Genomic DNA, 18,025 nt, shown 5'->3' with positions numbered 1-18,025 from the left:
TGGCGGGACGACCCCGGTCAAGCCGCCCCGTACCTTCGTAAGCGTGACTGACGCGACCAAGAATGCCCCCAGCAGCAACCGCAGCCCGGAGTTCCGTCTGGCCGCGGGTGCGATCGGAGGGCTTCGGCAGGACCTCTTCCGGGACGCCTTCGCCTACCGCCCGCTGCAAGCGAAACGTACGGACGGCCCGCTGACCCGGCGCCTCCCCGCCCGCATACGCCAGTACGCCGGCTGGGCCCCGCACGCGGCGGTCATCGCCGCGGCCTTCTTCACCTTCCTCATCGCCTACGCGGACGACACCGGCGGCCTCGACTACGTCCTCACCGGTCTCGTCCCGGCCGCCGCCGTCGCCATGACCCTCCTCAGGCCCGTCGCCGCCTGGTGGATCCTGCTCGCGACCACCCCGTTCTCCGCCGCCATCGGCAGCCACTGGGACAGCAGCTATCCGTGGGCCGACAGCGTCTTCTTCGCGCACATCACCGTGATGACGGTGATCACCCTGCGGACCCGCCCCCGCACCGCCGCGTGGATGTGGGTGGCCACGGCGGCGTACGGCATCACCGCCGAGGTCTTCCTCAGCCCGGGGTACTCGACGAACCTCCCGGAGATGCTCTTCCTCTCCGCGCTCGCCCTCCTCGCCGCATCCCTCGTACACATCCGACGCGAGGCCCAGCGCGAGGTCAGCGTCCAGCGGACGGTCACCGCCATGGAGCGCGGCAAGCGCACCCTCCTGGAGGAGCGGACGAACATCGCGCGCGAACTGCACGACGTGGTCGCGCACCACATGTCGGTCGTCGCCATCCAGGCGGAAGCCGCGCCCTACCGCGTCGAGAACCCGCCCCCGGAGCTCGAGCAGGCGTTCGTCACGATCCGCGAGAACGCCGTGGCCGCGCTCACGGAGCTGCGCCGCGTCCTTGGTGTCGTACGCGCGGAGGACTACGAGGCGCCGGACGCCCCGCAGCCCACGCTCGGCGACCTCGACCGGCTCATCGCGAACGTCCGCGAGACCGGCCTCGACGTCGAGAAGGTCGTCACCGGAGCCGTCCGCGAACTCCCGCAGGGCGTCGAGCTCTCCGCGTACCGCATCGTCCAGGAGGCGCTGAGCAACACCCTGCGCCACGCCCCCGGCGCCACGGCCCGTGTCGAGGTCGGTTATGTGCTGGGTGGATTGGGGCTGCGCATCGTCAACGGGCCCGCGACCGGCCTGGTCAAGCCCTCCCCCGGAGCGGGACACGGCCTCACCGGCATGCGGGAGCGTGTCACGATGCTGGACGGCGAGATGACGACCGAGGAGACCGCCGACGGCGGCTACGAAGTCACCGTGTTCCTGCCGGTCGCGTCCGCGTCGGAACCCACCGGAGGCCAGGAATGACGATCCGCGTACTGATCGCCGACGACCAGATGATGGTCCGCGAAGGTTTCTCCGTCCTGCTCAACGCCATGCCGGACATCGAGGTCGTGGGCGAGGCGGTCAACGGCCGCGAGGCGGTCGACCGCGTCCGCGAGCTCACCCCGGACGTCGTCCTGATGGACATCCGCATGCCCGTCCTGAACGGCATCGAGGCGACCCGTGAGATCGTCGCGGCGGACGTCACGTCGAAGGTCCTCGTCCTCACCACGTTCGACCTCGACGAGTACGTTTATCAGGCGTTGCGGGCGGGTGCCTCCGGCTTCCTTCTGAAGGACGCGTCCGCGCGTCAACTCGCCGACGGTGTACGGGTCGTGGCGGCGGGCGAAGCCCTCCTCGCGCCGTCCGTCACGCGCCGCCTCATCACCGAGTTCTCCAAGCTCGGCGAGACACCGCGCCTCTCGGCGACGGCGCAGCAGTACGGCGAGCTCACCGAGCGCGAGACGGAGGTGCTCGTCCTCATCGCCCAGGGTCTGTCCAACGGGGAGATCGCCTCGCGTCTCGTCGTCGCCGAGTCGACCATCAAGACGCACGTGAGCCGCATCCTGGTGAAACTGGGGCTGCGGGACCGTACGCAGGCGGCGGTCTTCGCGTACGAGGCAAGGCTGGTCACGCCGGGCTGACCTCTTCCGGGGCGGGCAGGCCTGCGACTAGCGTCCCTCCATGGACGCCCCCAGCAGCCCGACCGCGCACTTCGCCCCTTGGGCCCCGGACTTCATCGCCGACCCCTACCCGGCCTACGCACAGCTACGGGCCGCCGGGCGGGTGCACTACTTCGGGGCCACCGACCAGTGGCTGATCCCGCACCACGCGGACGTGTCCGCGCTGCTGCGGGACCGGCGGCTCGGGCGGACCTATCTGCACCGGTTCACGCACGAGGAGTTCGGACGGCAGGCACCACCGCCCGAACACGAGCCGTTCCACATCCTGAACGACAACGGCATGCTCGACCTGGAGGCGCCCACCCACACCCGCATCCGGCGCCTGGTGTCGAAAGCCTTCACACCGCGCACCGTTGAGCAACTCAGGGTTTACGTCGAGGAGTTGGCCGATCGGCTTGTGCGCGGGCTCGTGGATGACGGGGGCGGGGACCTCGCCGCCCGCGTCGCCGAGCCGCTGCCGGTCGCGGTGATCGCGCAGATGCTCGGCATCCCGGAGGCCGACCGGGACCGGCTGCGGCCCTGGTCTGCCGACATCTGCGGGATGTACGAGCTGAACCCCTCCGAGGAGACCGCGGGGCGTGCCGTCAGGGCCTCGCTCGAATTCTCCGCGTATCTGCGCGAACTCATCGCCGCGCGCCGCGAGAAGCCCGGTGATGATCTGATCTCGGGGCTCATCGCCGCACACGACGAAGGGGAGTCCCTCAGCGAGCAGGAGATGATCTCCACCTGCGTACTGCTGCTCAACGCGGGGCACGAGGCGACGGTCAACGCCACCGTCAACGGCTGGTACGCGCTCTTCCGCAACCCCGCGCAACTGGCCGCCCTGCGCGCGGATCCGGGACGTCTTGCCCCCACAGCCGTGGAGGAGTTGATGCGGTACGACACCCCGCTCCAGCTCTTCGAGCGGTGGGTCCTCGACGACATCGAGATCGACGGCACCGTGATCCCGCGCGGCAGCGAGGTCGCCCTCCTCTTCGGATCGGCGAACCACGACCCCGCGGTGTTCACCGCCCCCGCGGAACTGGACCTGGCCCGCGCCGAGAACCCGCACATCTCCTTCAGCGCGGGCATCCACTACTGCATCGGCGCACCCCTGGCCCGCATCGAACTTGCGGCGTCGCTCGGGGCGTTGCTGCGACGAGCCCCGGACCTACGGCTCGCGGCGGAGCCCGAACGCAGGCCGGGCTTCGTGATCCGGGGGCTGCGGGAGCTGCTCGTGGAGGTCTGAGCCTGGCAGAGCCTCAGAACGCCAGCTGTGCGATCTCCTCCGCCACCACCGCGCACGCGTCGGCCGCCGGGTCGATGAGCGGGAAGTGGCCCACGTCCTCCAGGAGGGTCACCCCCACCACCTCGCCCGCCTTCGCCGCCGCGTCGGCGTACGCCTCGGCGACCGCCTGCGGCACGACGATGTCCGTACGTCCCTGGACGACGGTCGTCGCGATGCCGGTCGGCAGCAGGGCCGCCGGGTCCGCGTGCGGCAGTCGCTGCTCGAACTGCCCCTTGCCACCGAGGAGTTGCACAGGCGCATCCGAGCAGACGCCGAGCTCCTGCGCCACACGGAGGTCGGCGAGGGGCGCGAGGGCGACAACGCCCCGGAAGGGGGCCGGCCGGTCGGTGCGCCAGGGGGACCCGGTGGGCAGCACATGACGGGCGGCGGCCCAGAGGGCGAGGTGGCCGCCGGCCGAGTGCCCGGTGACGACGGTACGGCGCAGGTCGGCCGACGGCAGGAGCTTTGCCGCGAGCGCGGGCAGCGCGTCGAAGGCGGCGGCGATGTCGTCGAAGGTCTCGGGCCAGCGGCCCGCGACGGGCCCCTCCCCCTGGGCGGGGATGGAACTGCCCCGGCGGTACTCGACGTTGGCCACCGCGAAGCCACGTCTGGCCAGGAAGTCCGCGAAGGGCGTGAGGTGCTGCCGGTCGTACGGGGCACGCCAGGCCCCGCCGTGCAGGGCGACGACGAAGGGGGCGGGGGCCTCCGTCGTGGTCCGGGGCGCGAAGAAGTCGATCACCTGGTCGGGGTGCGCGCCGTACGCGGCGGTGGCGTCGGGCGTCACCGCGGGGTGCGAGAAGGCGGCCTCGGCCTCTGCGGCATCGCGGGCCACGGCGGCGGCGTCGTCCGGCATTGCGACAACCTCTCTGCGGGGGGGGTGGGGCTGCTGCGGGTGGGTGCTCGTTTGATCTTCCCCTACCCCGCCCCTGCTCGATACCGGGGATCCGCCCCGGATCCCGCTCCGGCAAGGGGCGGGATCCAGGACAGGGTCGCCGGAGACCGGTCAGTCGGTGGCCTCGCCCAACGTCCGCGCCAACACCCCCGCCGCCCGCTCCACATCGGCGAAGCCGACGTACAACGGCGTGAAGCCGAACCGCAGGACGTCCGGCGCCCGGAAGTCGCCGACCACGCCCCGCTCGACGAGGCGCCGCATCACGTCACCCGCGATGGGGGTACCTCCCTGCTCGAACGAAGTTGAGAGCTTGGGGGAGCACCGCAGGGCGACCTGGCTGGCGCGCTCCTCGTGGGCGGCCGGGGTGATCACCTCGACCCGGCCCTCGGGGACGTAGGCCGCCACGCACTCGACGAAGAAGTCCGTCAGGGCGAGGGACTTGGCCCGTACGGCCTCGATGGACACGCCGTCCCAGACGTCGAGTGCGGCGTCCAGGGCCAGCATCGACAGGATGTCGGGCGTACCGACCCGCCCCCGCACGGCACCCTGGGCCGCCTCGTAGTCCGGCCGCATCCCGAAGGGCTCGGCGTGCGAGTTCCAGCCGGGCAGCGGCGAGTCGAAGCGGGACTGCAGATCCGCCCGTACGTAGATGTAGGCAGGTGAGCCCGGCCCCCCGTTCAGGTACTTGTAGGTGCACCCGACCGCGAGGTCGACGCCGTGCGCGTCGAGCCCCACCGGCAGCGCACCCGCGGTGTGGCACAGGTCCCACACCATCAGCGCGCCCGCGTCGTGCACGGCCGCCGTCAGGCCGGGCAGATCGTGCAGGCGCCCGGTGCGGTAGTCGGCGTGGTTGAGCAGGACCACGGCCGTGCGCGGGCCGAGGACGTCGCGCACCTCGCCCGGGGCGACCGGCACCAGACGGCAGTCCGTCATCCGCGCCGCGGACTGGGCGATGTACCCGTCCGTGGGGAACGTCGTCGCGTCAACGACGATCTCGTCCCGCCCCTCGCCCGAGTCACGGACCATGCGCACGGCGGCCACCAGGGCCTTGAAGACGTTCACGCTCGTGGAGTCGCCGACGACTATCTGGCCGGGGGCCGCGCCCACGAGGGGTGCTATGCGGTCACCGATGCGCTCGGGGGCGGTCCACCAGCCGCTCTCGTCCCAGGAGCGGATGCGCAGCTGCCCCCACTGCCGTGAGATGACGTCCGCGACCCGCTCCTGGACGACGGCGGGCAGGGCGCCCAGCGAGTTCCCGTCCAGATATACGGTGTCGTCCAGGACGAACTCCGCGCGTTTGGCGCGCAGTTCGTCACCGACGTCCTTCTTCGCCGCCTGTTCCTTGAAGTCGGCCTCAGACATGACTCCTCGCAGTCCACAGCTCGGGGAACACGTTCTTCGTCGCACGCTTCTCCAGCCAGGCCACGCCCGCCGAGCCGCCCGTGCCCGTCTTGGAGCCCATCGCGCGCCGGGTCGCCACCAGGTGGTCGTTGCGCCATCGCCACACCAGCTCGGCGACATCCGTCATCACCTCGCCCAGGCGGGCGAGTTCATCGCTCTCGTCACCGGAGTAGAGGTCGGTCCACACCTTCTCGACCTCGGGCGAGGGCTCGTACCTCTGCGTCAGGTCGCGCTGGAGCACGGCGGCCGGGACGGCATGGCCGCGGCGGGCGAGCAGGGCGAGGACCTCGTCGTACAGGCTCGGCTCCCCGAGCGCCTTCTCCAGCTCCGCGTGGACGCGCGGGGCGCCCCGGTGCGGCACCAGCATGGACGCGGACTTGTCGCCGAGCAGGAACTCCATGCGGCGGTACATCGCGGACTGGAATCCGGATCCCTCGCCGAGCGCGGAACGGTAGGAGTTGAACTGCGCGGGGGTCAGCTGGGCGAGCGGGCGCCAGGAGGCGTTCAGCGCCTCCAGCTCGCGGAGGCTGCGCTTGAGCGCGGCCACGGCGGTCGGGACGTCGTCGCGGCGCAGGGCGTGCGACGCGGTCTCCCACTCGTGCACGATGACCGTGAACCACAGCTCCATCACCTGGGTGGTGACCAGGAAGACCATCTCTCCGGGATCGTCGGAGCGCAGGTGCTGGAGGTGGGTGAGGACGTCCGCCTGGACGTAGTCCTCGTAAGGGGTGGTTCCTGCGAAGTCGAGGTTCGGGGTGTCCGCCTCTTGGGACATCGCGATCTCCTTGATACGTACTCCGGGTAGCGGTCCGCCCCTGCCGTTACCGACACGGGGGCCCCGGTCCCCACCGGCATCCTCCGCAACATCCCACAAAACGGCAAGACCTGCCTGGTCACAGCGGCGTCCAGGCAGGTCACGTACGTACTCGGGGGCTAGCCCAGGGTCTCTGCCGCCGTCTCGGAGGAGTCCCGCAGGAAGCCGGCGCAGCGCTCGTACTCCTCCTGCTCGCCGATCGACTGCGCGGCGCGGGCGAGGCCGTGCAGGGCCCGCAGGAAGCCGCGGTTCGGCTCGTGCTCCCACGGCACCGGGCCGTGGCCCTTCCAGCCGCTGCGGCGCAGCGAGTCGAGGCCGCGGTGGTAGCCGGTGCGGGCGTACGCGTACGACTCGACGACGCTGCCCCGCTCGAACGCCTCGTCGGCGAGCTGCGCCCAGGCGAGCGAGGAGGTGGGGTACTTCGCGGCGACGTCGGCGGGCGCCGCGCCGTTCGCGAGGAGCTCGCGCGGCTCCGGGTCGTCGGGCAGGTGGGTCGGGGGCGGTCCCCCGAGCAGATCCTTGTGAATGGCCATGGGTTCCAGTCTGCTCCATACGCGTACGGGCCCGGCACCCAGGGAAGGGTGCCGGGCCCGTACGGAGCCGGAGCGGCTACTTCAGCTTCGTGCCCGTGGAGCGCAGGTTCGCGCAGGCCTCGGTGACGCGCTTGGCCATGCCCGCCTCGGCGGCCTTGCCCCAGGTGCGGGGGTCGTACGTCTTCTTCGAGCCGACCTCGCCGTCGACCTTCAGGACGCCGTCGTAGTTCTTGAACATGTGGTCGGCGACGGGACGCGTGAAGGCGTACTGCGTGTCCGTGTCGAGGTTCATCTTCACGACGCCGTTCTCCAGGGCGGTCGCGATCTCCTCGGCCGTCGAGCCGGAGCCGCCGTGGAAGACGAAGTCGAACGGCTGCGCGCCCGCTGCCTTGCCGTGCTTGGCGGCGACGCCCTCCTGGAGGTCCTTGAGGAGCTCGGGGCGCAGGACGACGTTGCCCGGCTTGTAGACGCCGTGGACGTTGCCGAAGGACGCGGCCAGGAGGTAGCGGCCCTTGTCGCCCAGACCGAGGGCCTCGGCCGTACGCAGCGCGTCGTCGACGGTCGTGTAGAGCTCGTCGTTGATCTCGTGCGTGACGCCGTCCTCCTCACCGCCGGTCGGGGTGATCTCCACCTCGAGGATGATCTTCGCCGCGGCGGCCTTCGCGAGCAGCTCCTGGCCGATGGCCAGGTTGTCGGCGAGGGTCTCGGCGGAGCCGTCCCACATGTGCGACTGGAAGAGCGGGTTACGGCCGGCCTTGACGCGCTCGGCGGAGACGTCGATCAGCGGACGGACGTAGGTGTCCAGCTTGTCCTTGGGGCAGTGGTCGGTGTGCAGCGCGACGGTGATGTCGTACTTCGCGGCGACGATGTGCGCGAACTCGGCGAGGGCCACGGCGCCCGTCACCATGTCCTTGTTGTGCTGGCCGCCCAGGAACTCCGCACCACCGGTGGAGATCTGGATGATGCCGTCGCTCTCGGCCTCCGCGAAGCCGCGCAGTGCGGCGTGCAGCGTCTGCGAGGAGGTCACGTTGATGGCCGGGTAGGCGAACTTGCCTGCCTTCGCCCGGTCCAGCATCTCGGCGTAGACCTCGGGGGTTGCGATGGGCATGTGTCCGCTCCTTGTGATGTGCGGGTGTGTGCTTGGCCCTGACCTAAGGGGGCGACGTCATCGTCGCCCCCATCTTTCCAGACTCGCCGGGCGGCTCCGGCCGGACGTGGATCCTCAGTCGGAAAGGCCGAGGTCGTCCTTGGAATAAGCGAAGAGATACGGCACCCCGGCGCCCTCGGTGATCTTCTCGCCGGCCCCGGTGGCACGGTCCACGATGGTCGCGACGCCGACCACCTCGGCCCCGGCCTCGCGCACGGCCTCGACGGCGGTGAGCGGGGAGCCGCCGGTGGTGGAGGTGTCCTCGACGACGAGAACGCGGCGCCCCTTGATGTCCGGGCCCTCGACGCGGCGCTGCATGCCGTGCGCCTTGGCGGCCTTGCGCACGACGAAGGCGTCGAGGCGCTTGCCGCGCGCCGCGGAGGCGTGCAGCATCGCGCCGGCGACGGGGTCGGCGCCCATGGTGAGGCCGCCGACGGCGTCGAAGTCGAGGTCGGCGGTGAGGTCGAGAAGGACCTGGCCGACCAGGGGGGCGGCCTCGCCGTCGAGGGTGATGCGGCGCAGGTCGATGTAGTAGTCGGCTTCGAGACCCGAGGAGAGGGTCACCTTGCCGTGCACCACGGCCTTGTCCTTGATCTGCTGCAGCAGCGCGCCACGTACGTCGTCAGTCATGCCTGTCAGCTTAAAGCCGCGTCCAGGAGCTCAGAGCCGCGTCCAGGTCCAGGTCGTCGACGTCTCCAGGGGGTCGATGGGGGTGACCAGGCGGGGCAGGGTGTTGAGGCCGTCCGGCGGCCCGGTCTGCGGCTCGACGCACACGGCGGCTTCCTGCTCGTCGTAGACGACGACCCACTGCTCGCGGCTCTTCACCGTGAGCTCGATCCGCTCCGGCCAGGTGAGGGTGACGTCGACGCCGTCCGGCATCCCGAAGCAGTCGTCCCAGGGGCCGGGGGTGGGGGCGATGCGGTGGCCGGTGGGGAGGTGGTCCTCGCCGCGCTCCTCCTGCCAGGCGGGGCTGAAGTCCACCTGCACGTTCTCGCCCCCGAGGCTGCGGTTGAACCACGGGTGCCAGCCCGCCTGGGCCGGGAAGGAGTCGCCGTACGTCTCGATGCCGAGGGTGAGGGTCAGGGAGTCCTCGGTGAGCGCGACGATCTGCGTGACGCGGCCTTCGTAGGGCCAGGGGTCGGTGAGGTCGTACGTGAACGCGGCCTCGCTCTTGCCGGCGCGGGCGGTGCGCCACGCGGCGTCCCTGGCGAAGCCGTGAATGGCGTGGGGTGGGGAGTTGAGGGGCATCTGGTGGGTCGTGCCGCCGTTGCGGAACCTGCCTTCGCGGATGCGGCCGGCCCAGGGGGCCATGGGGAAGCAGCCGTATCTGGCACCTTGCCTCAGCAGCTCAAGGCCGCCGAGCTTGAGGCTCCCCACTCGGCAGCCGTTGCCCGGCTGCACGACGACTTCCGCGTCGCCTGCGGTCAGTGTCACGTCTTCGATACTCACGGATGTGACCCTACGGGCAGGGACAGTTCCCCGACCCCGCCCCTTCCCGGCTGCATCTGTTGGCGGCTTCGCCGCGCAGGGGGCCCCGCCCCCAGCCCGGCGGAGCCGGTGATGACGGCACGCAAGGCTTCGGGGTGGCCCGTTCTCAGCGCCTACGCCGCAGCACACGTCCCGCGACGATCGCCGAGGCCAGCACCACCGCGGCGGCAGGCGCCGCCCAGCGCAAGGTGGCGGAGGTGGACATTGACTCGGCCGCCGGAGCGGGGGCGTACCGACCCCGGGGCGGCGCGTGGTCGACCTCCTCGGCGCTCCGGCCGATCATCGTCCGCCGGGCATGCGCGGCCTCCGCGGGAGGCACCACGACCTCGTCCACGACATCCTCGGCGGTCTCCTCGAACGACGACGGCGGCACCTCCGTCTCGAAGACGGTCGCCGCCTCGACGGGCTCGGGTTCGGGCGTCACGGGCTCCGGCTCAGCCGCCCGGCCGAACCCCTCCGCGAACCGCTCCAGGAGCCTTCGCACCGCCCCCTCCACAGCCTGTGGAGAAGCCTCCGTGACGCGCCCCTCCCCCGCACCCGTCCCGGAGAACACCACCTGAGTCCCCGCACCGCCCTCGGCGGGATCGAGCCGCACCGTCAGCGAGAGCTTCACGGAGCCACCGCCCCGCACCTCCACGCCCTCACCCTCGATCGCGAACGAACCGTCGCCGCGCGGGGCGACCCGCGCCGCGCCTCGGTACGTGATGGTGTGACCGCCGACCCGCACCTTGAGACGGCCGGAGAGCGGCGACGCGGAGTCGTCCGCGTCGCGCTGAAGTCCGGGCACCGCCCCAGCGACCTGCTCGGGATCGCTCAGCACCTGCTGAAGACGGTCGGCGGGAACCGGAACGAACACCTCATGCTCCATGGCAGTCGAGCCTACCCACGTGGCCGAGAACATGTACGTCAGTTCGTCAGTTCGCGTACCGCGGATGCACCAGTGTGGAGGGGATCAGACCCCTCATCCGTGCCCGTTCGGCGGAGGCCACGCCCACCCGCAGCAGCGCCGCCTTCCCGGGCGGATCGAGGAACGGGCGGGATCGGGCCGCGAGGACGAAGCCCCAGTCGCGCGGCGAGGAAGAGCCGCCCGCCGTCCGGTCGGGGCCCGCCGCGAACCCGGAGAGCCTGCCGCCCACGCCGTACGGCTCGGTCAGGAGCCCCGCCGCCCGGAGCGTCGCCTCCACCGTCCAAAAGACGCGGGGCCTCGCGGCCATCGGCCCGGCGTGCACGGCCAGGCGCCCACCTTCGGCCAGGGCCTGCGACGCAAGGCCGTAGAACTCCTGGGAGTACAGCTTGGTGCTCGCGGTGATGCCGGGGTCGGGCAGATCGGAGATCACCACGTCGTACGTACGAGGGGGCGAGCGCAGCCAGTGGAACGCGTCGGCGTGCACCACCCGCACCCGGCGGTCGCTGTAGACCTGTTCGTTCAGCTCGCTCAGCGCCGGGTCGCGGCGTGCCAACCGGACCACCCCCGGGTCGAGTTCGACGACGTCCACCCGCCGCACCCCCGGGTGCCGAAGCACCTCGCGCGCCGCGAGGCCGTCGCCGCCGCCGAGGATCAGCACGCGCGCGTGGCGTCCGGCCATCGCGGGGCCGACGAGCGCCCGGTGGTAGCGGTGCTCGTCACGGCCGCTGGCCCGCAGGCGCCCGTCGAGGTAGAGGTCCAGAGAATCGTGCCTGCCGCCGGTGAGGACCACTTCCTGGACGTCGGTCTGCACGGCGACCCGCACGTCCTTGCCGTACACCGCCCGGCGCGCGGCCGCCTCGAAGTCGCCGACGAGGACGGCGGCCGACGCGAGCAGTCCGAGGACGGTGACGTTCGCGACGAGCAGGGCCCAGCGGGCGCGCACGCTCAAGTCGTGCCGGAACAGGCCGAAGACGAGCGCGCCGCCCGCGACCGCGTTGACCGCGCCGGTGATCAGCGCCCCGGTCAGCTGCCCGAGCAGGGGGAGCAGAAGGAAGGGAAAGGCGAGGCCGCCCACCAGCGCGCCCACGTAGTCCGCGGCGAAGAGGTCCGACACGGCGCCGCTGGGGTCCTGCCGTCTGATCCGCTGGATGAGCACCATGAGCAGCGGTACTTCGGCGCCGATGAGCAGGCCGATGGCGAGCGAGAAGGCGACCAGGAGATAGCGCGAGCCGCCCGCCCAGACCTCACCCCGATCGCCGGTCCAGGCGAACGCCGCGTACAACGCCATCGCGCTCAGCCCGCCGACCAGCGCGAGTGCCGCCTCGACCAGGCCGAAACCGGCCGCGGCCCGGCGTCGCAGACGCTTGGCGAGCAGGGAGCCGAGGCCCATGGCGAAGACCATCACCGAGAGGACCACCGACGCCTGCGTGACCGAGTCACCGATCAAGTACGAGGCGAGGGCGACGAGTTCGAGTTCATACACCAGACCGCAGGCCGCGCAGATGAAGACGCCCGCCAGGACGAAGAACCGTCCTGTCCGGGGCGTCACCGGTAAGTGCGTTGACGGCTCCATCATCCTGGGAACGCTACGTCACCGAACACACACATCCGGTCACCCACAAGGGTGCAACTCGGCGCCAGAGGTGTATATGGGGCGCAGTGGTCAGTAGCAGTTGGCGGCGCTCAGAGCACTGCCGGCATGCGCACTCCCACCCGGGTGCGGGTCGCCACGAGTTGCCCGTCCTGCGGGTAGGCGTGCCAGGTGCGCCATTGCACCGCGCCTTCGTGCCGCTGCGCCAGCATGGCCGTGAACGCGTGCGGACTGCCCGGGAAGACCCCGGCCAGGCCATGCGGGTGCTCGGCCACCAGCGCGAGCAGTTCCTGTGCGCGGCCCGCGAACTGACCACGCGAGAGGGTCTCGACGCGCGCCGCGAACTCGTACTCCCAGTCGCCGAGGCGCTTGGAGACGCCGAGCGGAAGGGGCGTACTGCTGCCGGGGATGCAGGCGACGGTCTCGGAACAGGTGCCCTGCTCCTCTTCGAGGAGCACCTGGTGCGATGCCCCGAGAAGCCTCAGCTCCATTTTCGCGTCGACAAGCTCCAGTTCGAGAGTGGCGAGTGCGGGAAGCGGCTCGCGCCCCAGGGTCCAGGCGAGGTCCGCGGCGCACGTGTCGGTATAGACAGTCTTCAGGGTCGTGAGCATGGGTCGGCTCCGCTAACACGCAATGGAGGTGGTGCCGGCGCACCCGGTCGGAGACCGGGAGGTCGGAATGCCGGCTCGTGCCCACGAGAACGTCCTTGATGTCCAAGTCGTCCGTCCGAGGGCGGTGCTGACGGTTAAGAGGGAATCATGGACTGCTGCACTGCCACTGCGCTTTTACCCAACTTCGGAGGGTTTCCACCCCCGCGGGGGCTGCACAGTTCAACTGTTCAATGGCTCAACGACGAAGTGCCCGGCAGGAGTTGCCTCCTGCCGGGCACTTCAACAGATGGACGGACCAGCTGCCCCGTGTCAGCTGCCTCCGCCACCGCCACAACCGCCACCGCCGCCGCCGCCGCACGAAGAGCTGCCGCCGCAGGACGAACCGCCACCACAGGAGCCACCGCCGTGGTGACCACCGCTGTCCCCACCGCCGACCCACCAACTGCCGCCGGAACCCGCCGCGCCGGCCCCACCGGAGCGAGAGCGGCTGCCGCGCCCACGACCGCCCTTGGTGGCGAGTGCGACGACAAGTACGACCAGACCGACAAACACGAAGACCCCAGTCATGATCTCCACGCCCCTTTCCGTTCCCCCGAAGCAGGCCCCCCGTGGGTCCGCGTTCTCTCATGTTGTTCTTGCATGTTGTTCTTGTGTGAAAGGGGAATGCCCCCGCGCATGCCGACCCAAAGCAGAGTTGAGGAAGTCCAGAGGTTCGGCGCAGGATGGCGGCCATGACCTCCACATCCGGGAGCGGGCGCCCGCTGCTCAACCGCCGCCTCGCCGAGTTCGGTACGACGATTTTCGCCGAGATGTCCGCGCTTGCCGTGAAAACGGGCGCCATCAACCTCGGCCAGGGCTTCCCGGACACGGACGGTCCCGAGGAGATCCGGGAAGCCGCGGTCCGCGCCCTGCGCGACGGCCGCGGCAACCAGTACCCGCCGGGGCCCGGTGTCCCCGAGCTCCGCGCGGCCATCGTCGCGCACCAGCGGCGCAGGTACGGCCTCGCGTACGACCCCGACCGCGAGGTCCTGGTCACGGCGGGCGCCACCGAGGCGATCGCCGCGTCCCTGCTCGCCCTGGTCGAGCCGGGCGACGAGGTCATCGCCCTGGAGCCGTACTACGACTCGTACGCGGCGTCGATCGCCCTCGCCGGCGGCAAGCGGGTCCCCGTGACGCTGCGCCCGGACGCGGCGGAGGGCCGCTTCCGTCTCGACCTGGACGAGCTGCGCGACGCGATCACGCCGCACACCCGGCTGCTGCTCCTGAACACCCCGCACAACCCGACCGGCACGGTCCTGACCCGCGCGGAGCTCACCGAGATCGCGAAGCTCGCGGTCGAGCGGGACCTCCTGGTGGTCACGGACGAGGTGTACGAGCACCTGGTCTTCGACGACGGCGACGGCACGGCGCACATCCCCCTCGCCTCCTTCCCCGGCATGCGCGAGCGCACGGTGACGATCGGCTCGGCGGGCAAGACGTTCTCGTACACCGGCTGGAAGGTCGGCTGGATCACGTCGTCGCCGGAGCTGGTGACGGCGGTCCGCTCGGCCAAGCAGTTCCTCACCTACGTGTCGTCGGGCCCGTTCCAGTACGCGATCGCGGAGGCCCTGGCCCTGCCCGACTCGTACTTCACGGACTTCGCCGAGGGCATGCGCGCCAAGCGGGATCTCCTGAGCGAGGGCTTGACGGCCGCGGGCTTCGATGTCTACCGCCCGGCGGGCACGTACTTCGTCACGACCGACATCCGCCGCCTGGGTGAGTCCGACGGCTTCGCGTTCTGCCGGGCCCTGCCCGAGCGCGTCGGCGTGGTCGCCATTCCGAACGCGGTCTTCTACGACCACCGGGACGCCGGGGCGCCGTTCGTGCGGTTCGCGTTCTGCAAGAAGGACGAAGTCCTCGCGGAAGCGGTCTCCCGGCTGAAGTCGCTGTGACGCGGAAGCCCGGCCGGGGCGCCCACCGCGTGGTGGGTGCCCCGGCCGGGCTCTCGCCGCTCCGCGACGTGGCTCAGGCCTGCTCGTCGCCGGGCTTCTCTTCACCCTCGGTGCCGTCGACCTCGGCCTCGAGGCCGAGCTGCTCGACGAGCCAGCGGTCGAACTCGATCGCGGCCCGCACCCAGCTGACCGTCGACGACACGAAGTGCTCGAGCGCGACGCCCGTGCCGATCAGCATCTGCGCCTCGCCGATGAGGCGGACGGTGCCGTCGTCGTGGGTGTGCGTGTAGACCTTCGGCCACAGCGTGCGGCGGTTCCAGTCGTCGATCGCCTCGAGAAGCTGGGGCTTCTCTTCGATCCCGTGCGCGCGGTCGTAGAACGTCCGCACCGAGAAGACCTGCTGGTCTCCCTCGCCACGGAACATGAAGTACGTGCGGAACTCCTCCCACGGCGCCGCGAGGTCACCCTCTTCGTCGACGACGTGCTTGAGCTCCATCTGGTCCAGGAGCTGCTTGACCAGGTCCTGGTCGGGGACAACGGGGCCCGCCGGTCCATCGCCCTGCTGCGGTTCGGGCTGTCCCCCGAAATTCGGAATCGAGGACGGGTCGATGCTCACGTGCTTAGTCCCTTCGTACGGATTCCGCCATCCTGCCCCATGTCGGGCGGGGGCCCGCAACCCCCGCCCCCGATGTGACCGGGTTATGCCCTCCCGGCCGTCGCCGGGCCGACGATCAGGCCATCCTCGAAGGTGTCCACGCGGACCGTGTCCCCGTCCTTCACCTCGCCCGAGAGGATCTCCTTGGCGAGCCGGTCGCCGATGGACGTCTGGATGAGGCGCCGCAGCGGCCGGGCACCGTACGCCGGGTCGTTGCCCTCGTCCGCCAGCCAGGCCAGCGCGTCGGGCGAGACCTCCAGCGTGAGCCGGCGCTCGGCGAGCCGGGCGGCCAGACGGTCGATCTGCAGTCGGGCGATGTGCGCCAGCTCGTCCTTGCCGAGCGCGGAGAAGACGACGAGGTCGTCGAGCCGGTTCAGGAACTCCGGCTTGAAAGAGGCCCGTACGACTTCCAGGACCTGCTGCTTCTTCTCCTCCTCGGAGGTCAGCGGCTCGACCAGGTACTGACTGCCGAGGTTCGAGGTCAGGACGAGGATGGTGTTGCGGAAGTCCACCGTCCGGCCCTGTCCGTCGGTGAGGCGTCCGTCGTCGAGGACCTGGAGCAGCACGTCGAAGACTTCCGGGTGCGCCTTCTCGACCTCGTCGAGCAGCACCACGCTGTACGGGCGCCTGCGTACGGCCTCGGTGAGCTGGCCACCCTCCTCGTAGCCGACGTAGCCGGGCGGGGCACCGACCAGCCTGGCCACGCTGTGCTTCTCGCCGTACTCGCTCATGTCGATGCGGACCATGGCGCGCTCGTCGTCGAAGAGGAAGTCCGCGAGGGCCTTCGCCAGCTCGGTCTTGCCGACACCGGTCGGCCCGAGGAAGAGGAAGGACCCGGTGGGGCGGTCGGGGTCGGCGATCCCGGCCCGCGTGCGGCGCACGGCGTCGGAGACGGCCTGCACGGCCTCGGTCTGGCCGATCAGCCGCTTGCCGATCTCGTCCTCCATGCGGAGCAGCTTCTGCGTCTCGCCCTCGAGGAGCCGCCCGGCCGGAATACCCGTCCAGGCGCCGACCACGTCGGCGATGTCGTCGGGCCCGACCTCGTCCTTGACCATGGTGTCCTTGGAGACCTCCTCCTCGGCCTCGGATGCGACCTCCAGGTCGTGTTCGAGGGTGGGGATCTCGCCGTAGAGCAGCTTGCTCGCGGTGTCGAAGTCGCCGTCGCGCTGGGCGCGTTCGGCCTGGCCGCGCAGCTCGTCGAGCTTCTCCTTCAGCTCACCGACGCGGTTGAGGGACTGCTTCTCCTTGTCCCAGCGGGCGTTGAGCCCGCGCAGCTCCTCCTCCTTGTCGGCGAGGTCGCGCCGCAGCCTTTCGAGGCGCTCCTTGCTCGCCGGGTCGGTCTCCTTGCTGAGGGCGAGCTCTTCCATCTTCAACCGGTCGACGGAACGCTGGAGTTCGTCGATCTCGAGGGGGGAGGAGTCGATTTCCATGCGCAGCCGGGAGGCCGCCTCGTCGACGAGGTCGATGGCCTTGTCGGGCAGGAAGCGGGAGGTGATGTACCGGTCGGAGAGCGCGGCGGCGGCGACGAGCGCGCTGTCGGCGATCTGGACCTTGTGATGGGCCTCGTAGCGCCCCTTGAGCCCACGGAGGATGGCGATCGAGTCCTCGACGGACGGCTCGTCGACGAGCACCTGCTGGAAGCGGCGCTCCAGGGCAGGATCCTTCTCGATCCGCTCCCGATACTCGTCGAGGGTGGTCGCGCCGACCATCCGCAGCTCACCGCGGGCGAGCATGGGCTTGAGCATGTTGCCGGCGTCCATGGCGGAGTCGCCCCCGGCCCCGGCGCCCACGACGGTGTGCAGTTCATCAATGAAGGTGACGATCTGCCCGTCGCTCTCCTTGATCTCGGAGAGGACGGTCTTGAGCCGCTCCTCGAACTCGCCGCGGTACTTCGCACCCGCGACCATGGCCCCCAGGTCGAGGGAGACGAGCCGCTTGTTCTTCAGGGACTCGGGAACGTCCCCCTTCACGATGCGCTGCGCGAGCCCTTCGACGACGGCGGTCTTGCCGACTCCGGGTTCACCGATGAGGACGGGGTTGTTCTTCGTGCGGCGGGACAGGACCTGCACCACACGCCGGATCTCCTGATCCCGCCCGATGACGGGATCGAGCTTCCCCTCCCTGGCAGCGGCGGTGAAGTCCGTCCCGAACTTCTCCAGGGCCTTGTACTGACCCTCCGGGTCCGGTGTGGTCACCCGGCGTCCTCCCCTTGCTTTCTCGAACGCGTCGAGCAGTTTCTTGGCGGTGGCCCCGTGCTGGCTCAGGACCTCCGCGGCGGAGCCGCCCTTGGCGGCGATACCGATCAGCAGATGCTCGGTGGAGAGGTAATCATCGCCCAGCTCCTTCGCCCGCTTCGAGGCGTCGGCGATGACCGCGAGCAGGTCGCGGTTGGGCTGGGGCGGCGCGACGGTCGAACCCGTGACGCTGGGCAGGCCGCTCAGTGCCCGCTCGGCGTCGGCACGGACGGCCGCCTGGTCGGCGTCGACCGCGGCGAGCAGGTCGGTGATGTTCTCGTTGTCCTGCCCCTCCAGCAGCGCGAGCAGCAGATGCGCGGGGGTCAGATCCGGATGCCCGTCCTTTACGGCAAGGCTGCTGGCCGCGTTGATCGCGTCCCGGCTCCTGTTGGTCAGCTCGGCGTCCACGGGTGTCGTCTCCTCCTTGCGTCCGTGCGATCCGTAAGACGTACGGGTCGGCGGGTGACGTACGGGTCGGCGGGTT

The 18,025-nt window shown here is 70.7% G+C and carries 17 protein-coding genes; 4 read left to right on the top strand and 13 right to left on the bottom strand.

Annotation, left to right across the window (positions count from 1 at the left end):
- Positions 1-43 precede the first annotated feature (43 nt).
- From ACZ5WE_RS12715 to ACZ5WE_RS12705, 3 genes are read left to right on the top strand one after another with little or no spacing between them, the layout of a single operon-like run.
- Positions 44-1,372, top strand: coding sequence for a sensor histidine kinase (locus ACZ5WE_RS12715; protein ID WP_467685832.1), 1,329 nt, complete (start codon positions 44-46; stop codon positions 1,370-1,372).
- Complete coding sequence (locus ACZ5WE_RS12710; protein ID WP_467685830.1) at positions 1,369-2,031, top strand: response regulator; 663 nt, start codon at positions 1,369-1,371, stop codon at positions 2,029-2,031. Before ACZ5WE_RS12715 ends, ACZ5WE_RS12710 begins: the two co-directional genes overlap by 4 nt.
- Before the next feature lie 40 nt (positions 2,032-2,071).
- The gene (locus tag ACZ5WE_RS12705) at positions 2,072-3,298 is read left to right on the top strand and encodes a cytochrome P450 (RefSeq protein WP_467685828.1); all 1,227 of its coding nucleotides are present in this window, start codon (positions 2,072-2,074) and stop codon (positions 3,296-3,298) included.
- A 13-nt stretch (positions 3,299-3,311) separates the two neighbouring features.
- Here the strand turns inward: ACZ5WE_RS12705 and ACZ5WE_RS12700 are convergent, their stop codons facing one another.
- The 11 genes from ACZ5WE_RS12700 to ACZ5WE_RS12650 all read right to left on the bottom strand — a co-directional run bounded on the left by ACZ5WE_RS12700 (position 3,312) and on the right by ACZ5WE_RS12650 (position 13,297).
- Positions 3,312-4,190, bottom strand: a complete 879-nt coding sequence (locus ACZ5WE_RS12700; protein WP_467685826.1) for an alpha/beta hydrolase — start codon at positions 4,188-4,190, stop codon at positions 3,312-3,314.
- A gap of 150 nt (positions 4,191-4,340) precedes the next feature.
- On the bottom strand, positions 4,341-5,591 hold the full coding sequence (kynU, locus tag ACZ5WE_RS12695; protein ID WP_467685824.1) for a kynureninase: 1,251 nt from the start codon (positions 5,589-5,591) through the stop codon (positions 4,341-4,343).
- Positions 5,584-6,405 (bottom strand): tryptophan 2,3-dioxygenase family protein, encoded by an 822-nt coding sequence (locus ACZ5WE_RS12690; RefSeq protein WP_467685822.1) that lies wholly within the window; start codon positions 6,403-6,405, stop codon positions 5,584-5,586. The genes kynU and ACZ5WE_RS12690 overlap by 8 nt, the downstream gene beginning before the upstream one ends.
- Before the next feature lie 158 nt (positions 6,406-6,563).
- Positions 6,564-6,977: a DUF3151 domain-containing protein gene (locus tag ACZ5WE_RS12685; protein ID WP_467685820.1), complete on the bottom strand. Its 414-nt coding sequence runs from the start codon at positions 6,975-6,977 to the stop codon at positions 6,564-6,566.
- Positions 6,978-7,053: 76 nt separating this feature from the next.
- Positions 7,054-8,085, bottom strand: coding sequence for a class II fructose-bisphosphate aldolase (gene fbaA / locus ACZ5WE_RS12680; protein ID WP_467685818.1), 1,032 nt, complete (start codon positions 8,083-8,085; stop codon positions 7,054-7,056).
- Between the two features lie 114 nt (positions 8,086-8,199).
- Positions 8,200-8,754 carry an orotate phosphoribosyltransferase gene (gene pyrE, locus ACZ5WE_RS12675; RefSeq protein ID WP_249588748.1) on the bottom strand — a complete coding sequence of 185 codons (555 nt, stop codon included), beginning with the start codon at positions 8,752-8,754 and terminating at the stop codon, positions 8,200-8,202.
- A 30-nt stretch (positions 8,755-8,784) separates the two neighbouring features.
- The gene (locus ACZ5WE_RS12670) at positions 8,785-9,573 is read right to left on the bottom strand and encodes an aldose epimerase family protein (protein WP_467685816.1); all 789 of its coding nucleotides are present in this window, start codon (positions 9,571-9,573) and stop codon (positions 8,785-8,787) included.
- A 145-nt stretch (positions 9,574-9,718) separates the two neighbouring features.
- The gene (locus tag ACZ5WE_RS12665; protein ID WP_467685814.1) at positions 9,719-10,480 is read right to left on the bottom strand and encodes an SRPBCC family protein; all 762 of its coding nucleotides are present in this window, start codon (positions 10,478-10,480) and stop codon (positions 9,719-9,721) included.
- A 46-nt stretch (positions 10,481-10,526) separates the two neighbouring features.
- A complete protein-coding gene (locus ACZ5WE_RS12660) occupies positions 10,527-12,095 on the bottom strand; it encodes a polyamine aminopropyltransferase (protein WP_467685813.1) in 1,569 nt (522 codons plus the stop codon).
- Between the two features lie 107 nt (positions 12,096-12,202).
- Entirely contained in the window at positions 12,203-12,721 is a 519-nt protein-coding gene (locus ACZ5WE_RS12655; RefSeq protein ID WP_467685811.1) for a DUF2617 family protein, read from the bottom strand.
- Between the two features lie 309 nt (positions 12,722-13,030).
- Entirely contained in the window at positions 13,031-13,297 is a 267-nt protein-coding gene (locus ACZ5WE_RS12650) for a hypothetical protein (RefSeq protein WP_467685809.1), read from the bottom strand.
- A 146-nt stretch (positions 13,298-13,443) separates the two neighbouring features.
- Here ACZ5WE_RS12650 and ACZ5WE_RS12645 point away from each other — a divergent pair, with 146 nt between their 5' ends.
- Positions 13,444-14,652 carry a pyridoxal phosphate-dependent aminotransferase gene (locus ACZ5WE_RS12645; RefSeq protein WP_467685807.1) on the top strand — a complete coding sequence of 403 codons (1,209 nt, stop codon included), beginning with the start codon at positions 13,444-13,446 and terminating at the stop codon, positions 14,650-14,652.
- 73 nt (positions 14,653-14,725) lie between these two features.
- Here the strand turns inward: ACZ5WE_RS12645 and ACZ5WE_RS12640 are convergent, their stop codons facing one another.
- Positions 14,726-15,268, bottom strand: a complete 543-nt coding sequence (locus tag ACZ5WE_RS12640; protein ID WP_467685805.1) for a YbjN domain-containing protein — start codon at positions 15,266-15,268, stop codon at positions 14,726-14,728.
- A gap of 83 nt (positions 15,269-15,351) precedes the next feature.
- On the bottom strand, positions 15,352-17,949 hold the full coding sequence (clpB, locus tag ACZ5WE_RS12635; protein WP_467685803.1) for an ATP-dependent chaperone ClpB: 2,598 nt from the start codon (positions 17,947-17,949) through the stop codon (positions 15,352-15,354).
- Positions 17,950-18,025: the final 76 nt, after the last annotated feature.

This window comes from Streptomyces sp. NPDC033180 (genome assembly GCF_055577645.1).
Note: the sequence above shows the minus strand (reverse complement) of the source record. Positions and strands in the feature narration are given on the sequence as shown.

Bases quoted from the DNA above. Each gene is read 5' to 3' on its own strand.
- fbaA (WP_467685818.1), bottom strand. From the start codon at position 8,085: ATGCCCATCGCAACCCCCGAGGTCTACGCCGAGATGCTGGACCGGGCG.
- ACZ5WE_RS12645 (WP_467685807.1), top strand. From the start codon at position 13,444: ATGGCGGCCATGACCTCCACATCCGGGAGCGGGCGCCCGCTGCTCAAC.
- ACZ5WE_RS12665 (WP_467685814.1), bottom strand. From the start codon at position 10,480: ATGGAGCATGAGGTGTTCGTTCCGGTTCCCGCCGACCGTCTTCAGCAG.
- ACZ5WE_RS12655 (WP_467685811.1), bottom strand. From the start codon at position 12,721: ATGCTCACGACCCTGAAGACTGTCTATACCGACACGTGCGCCGCGGAC.
- pyrE (WP_249588748.1), bottom strand. From the start codon at position 8,754: ATGACTGACGACGTACGTGGCGCGCTGCTGCAGCAGATCAAGGACAAG.
- ACZ5WE_RS12690 (WP_467685822.1), bottom strand. From the start codon at position 6,405: ATGTCCCAAGAGGCGGACACCCCGAACCTCGACTTCGCAGGAACCACC.
- ACZ5WE_RS12700 (WP_467685826.1), bottom strand. From the start codon at position 4,190: ATGCCGGACGACGCCGCCGCCGTGGCCCGCGATGCCGCAGAGGCCGAG.
- ACZ5WE_RS12705 (WP_467685828.1), top strand. From the start codon at position 2,072: ATGGACGCCCCCAGCAGCCCGACCGCGCACTTCGCCCCTTGGGCCCCG.
- ACZ5WE_RS12710 (WP_467685830.1), top strand. From the start codon at position 1,369: ATGACGATCCGCGTACTGATCGCCGACGACCAGATGATGGTCCGCGAA.
- ACZ5WE_RS12685 (WP_467685820.1), bottom strand. From the start codon at position 6,977: ATGGCCATTCACAAGGATCTGCTCGGGGGACCGCCCCCGACCCACCTG.
- ACZ5WE_RS12660 (WP_467685813.1), bottom strand. From the start codon at position 12,095: ATGATGGAGCCGTCAACGCACTTACCGGTGACGCCCCGGACAGGACGG.
- kynU (WP_467685824.1), bottom strand. From the start codon at position 5,591: ATGTCTGAGGCCGACTTCAAGGAACAGGCGGCGAAGAAGGACGTCGGT.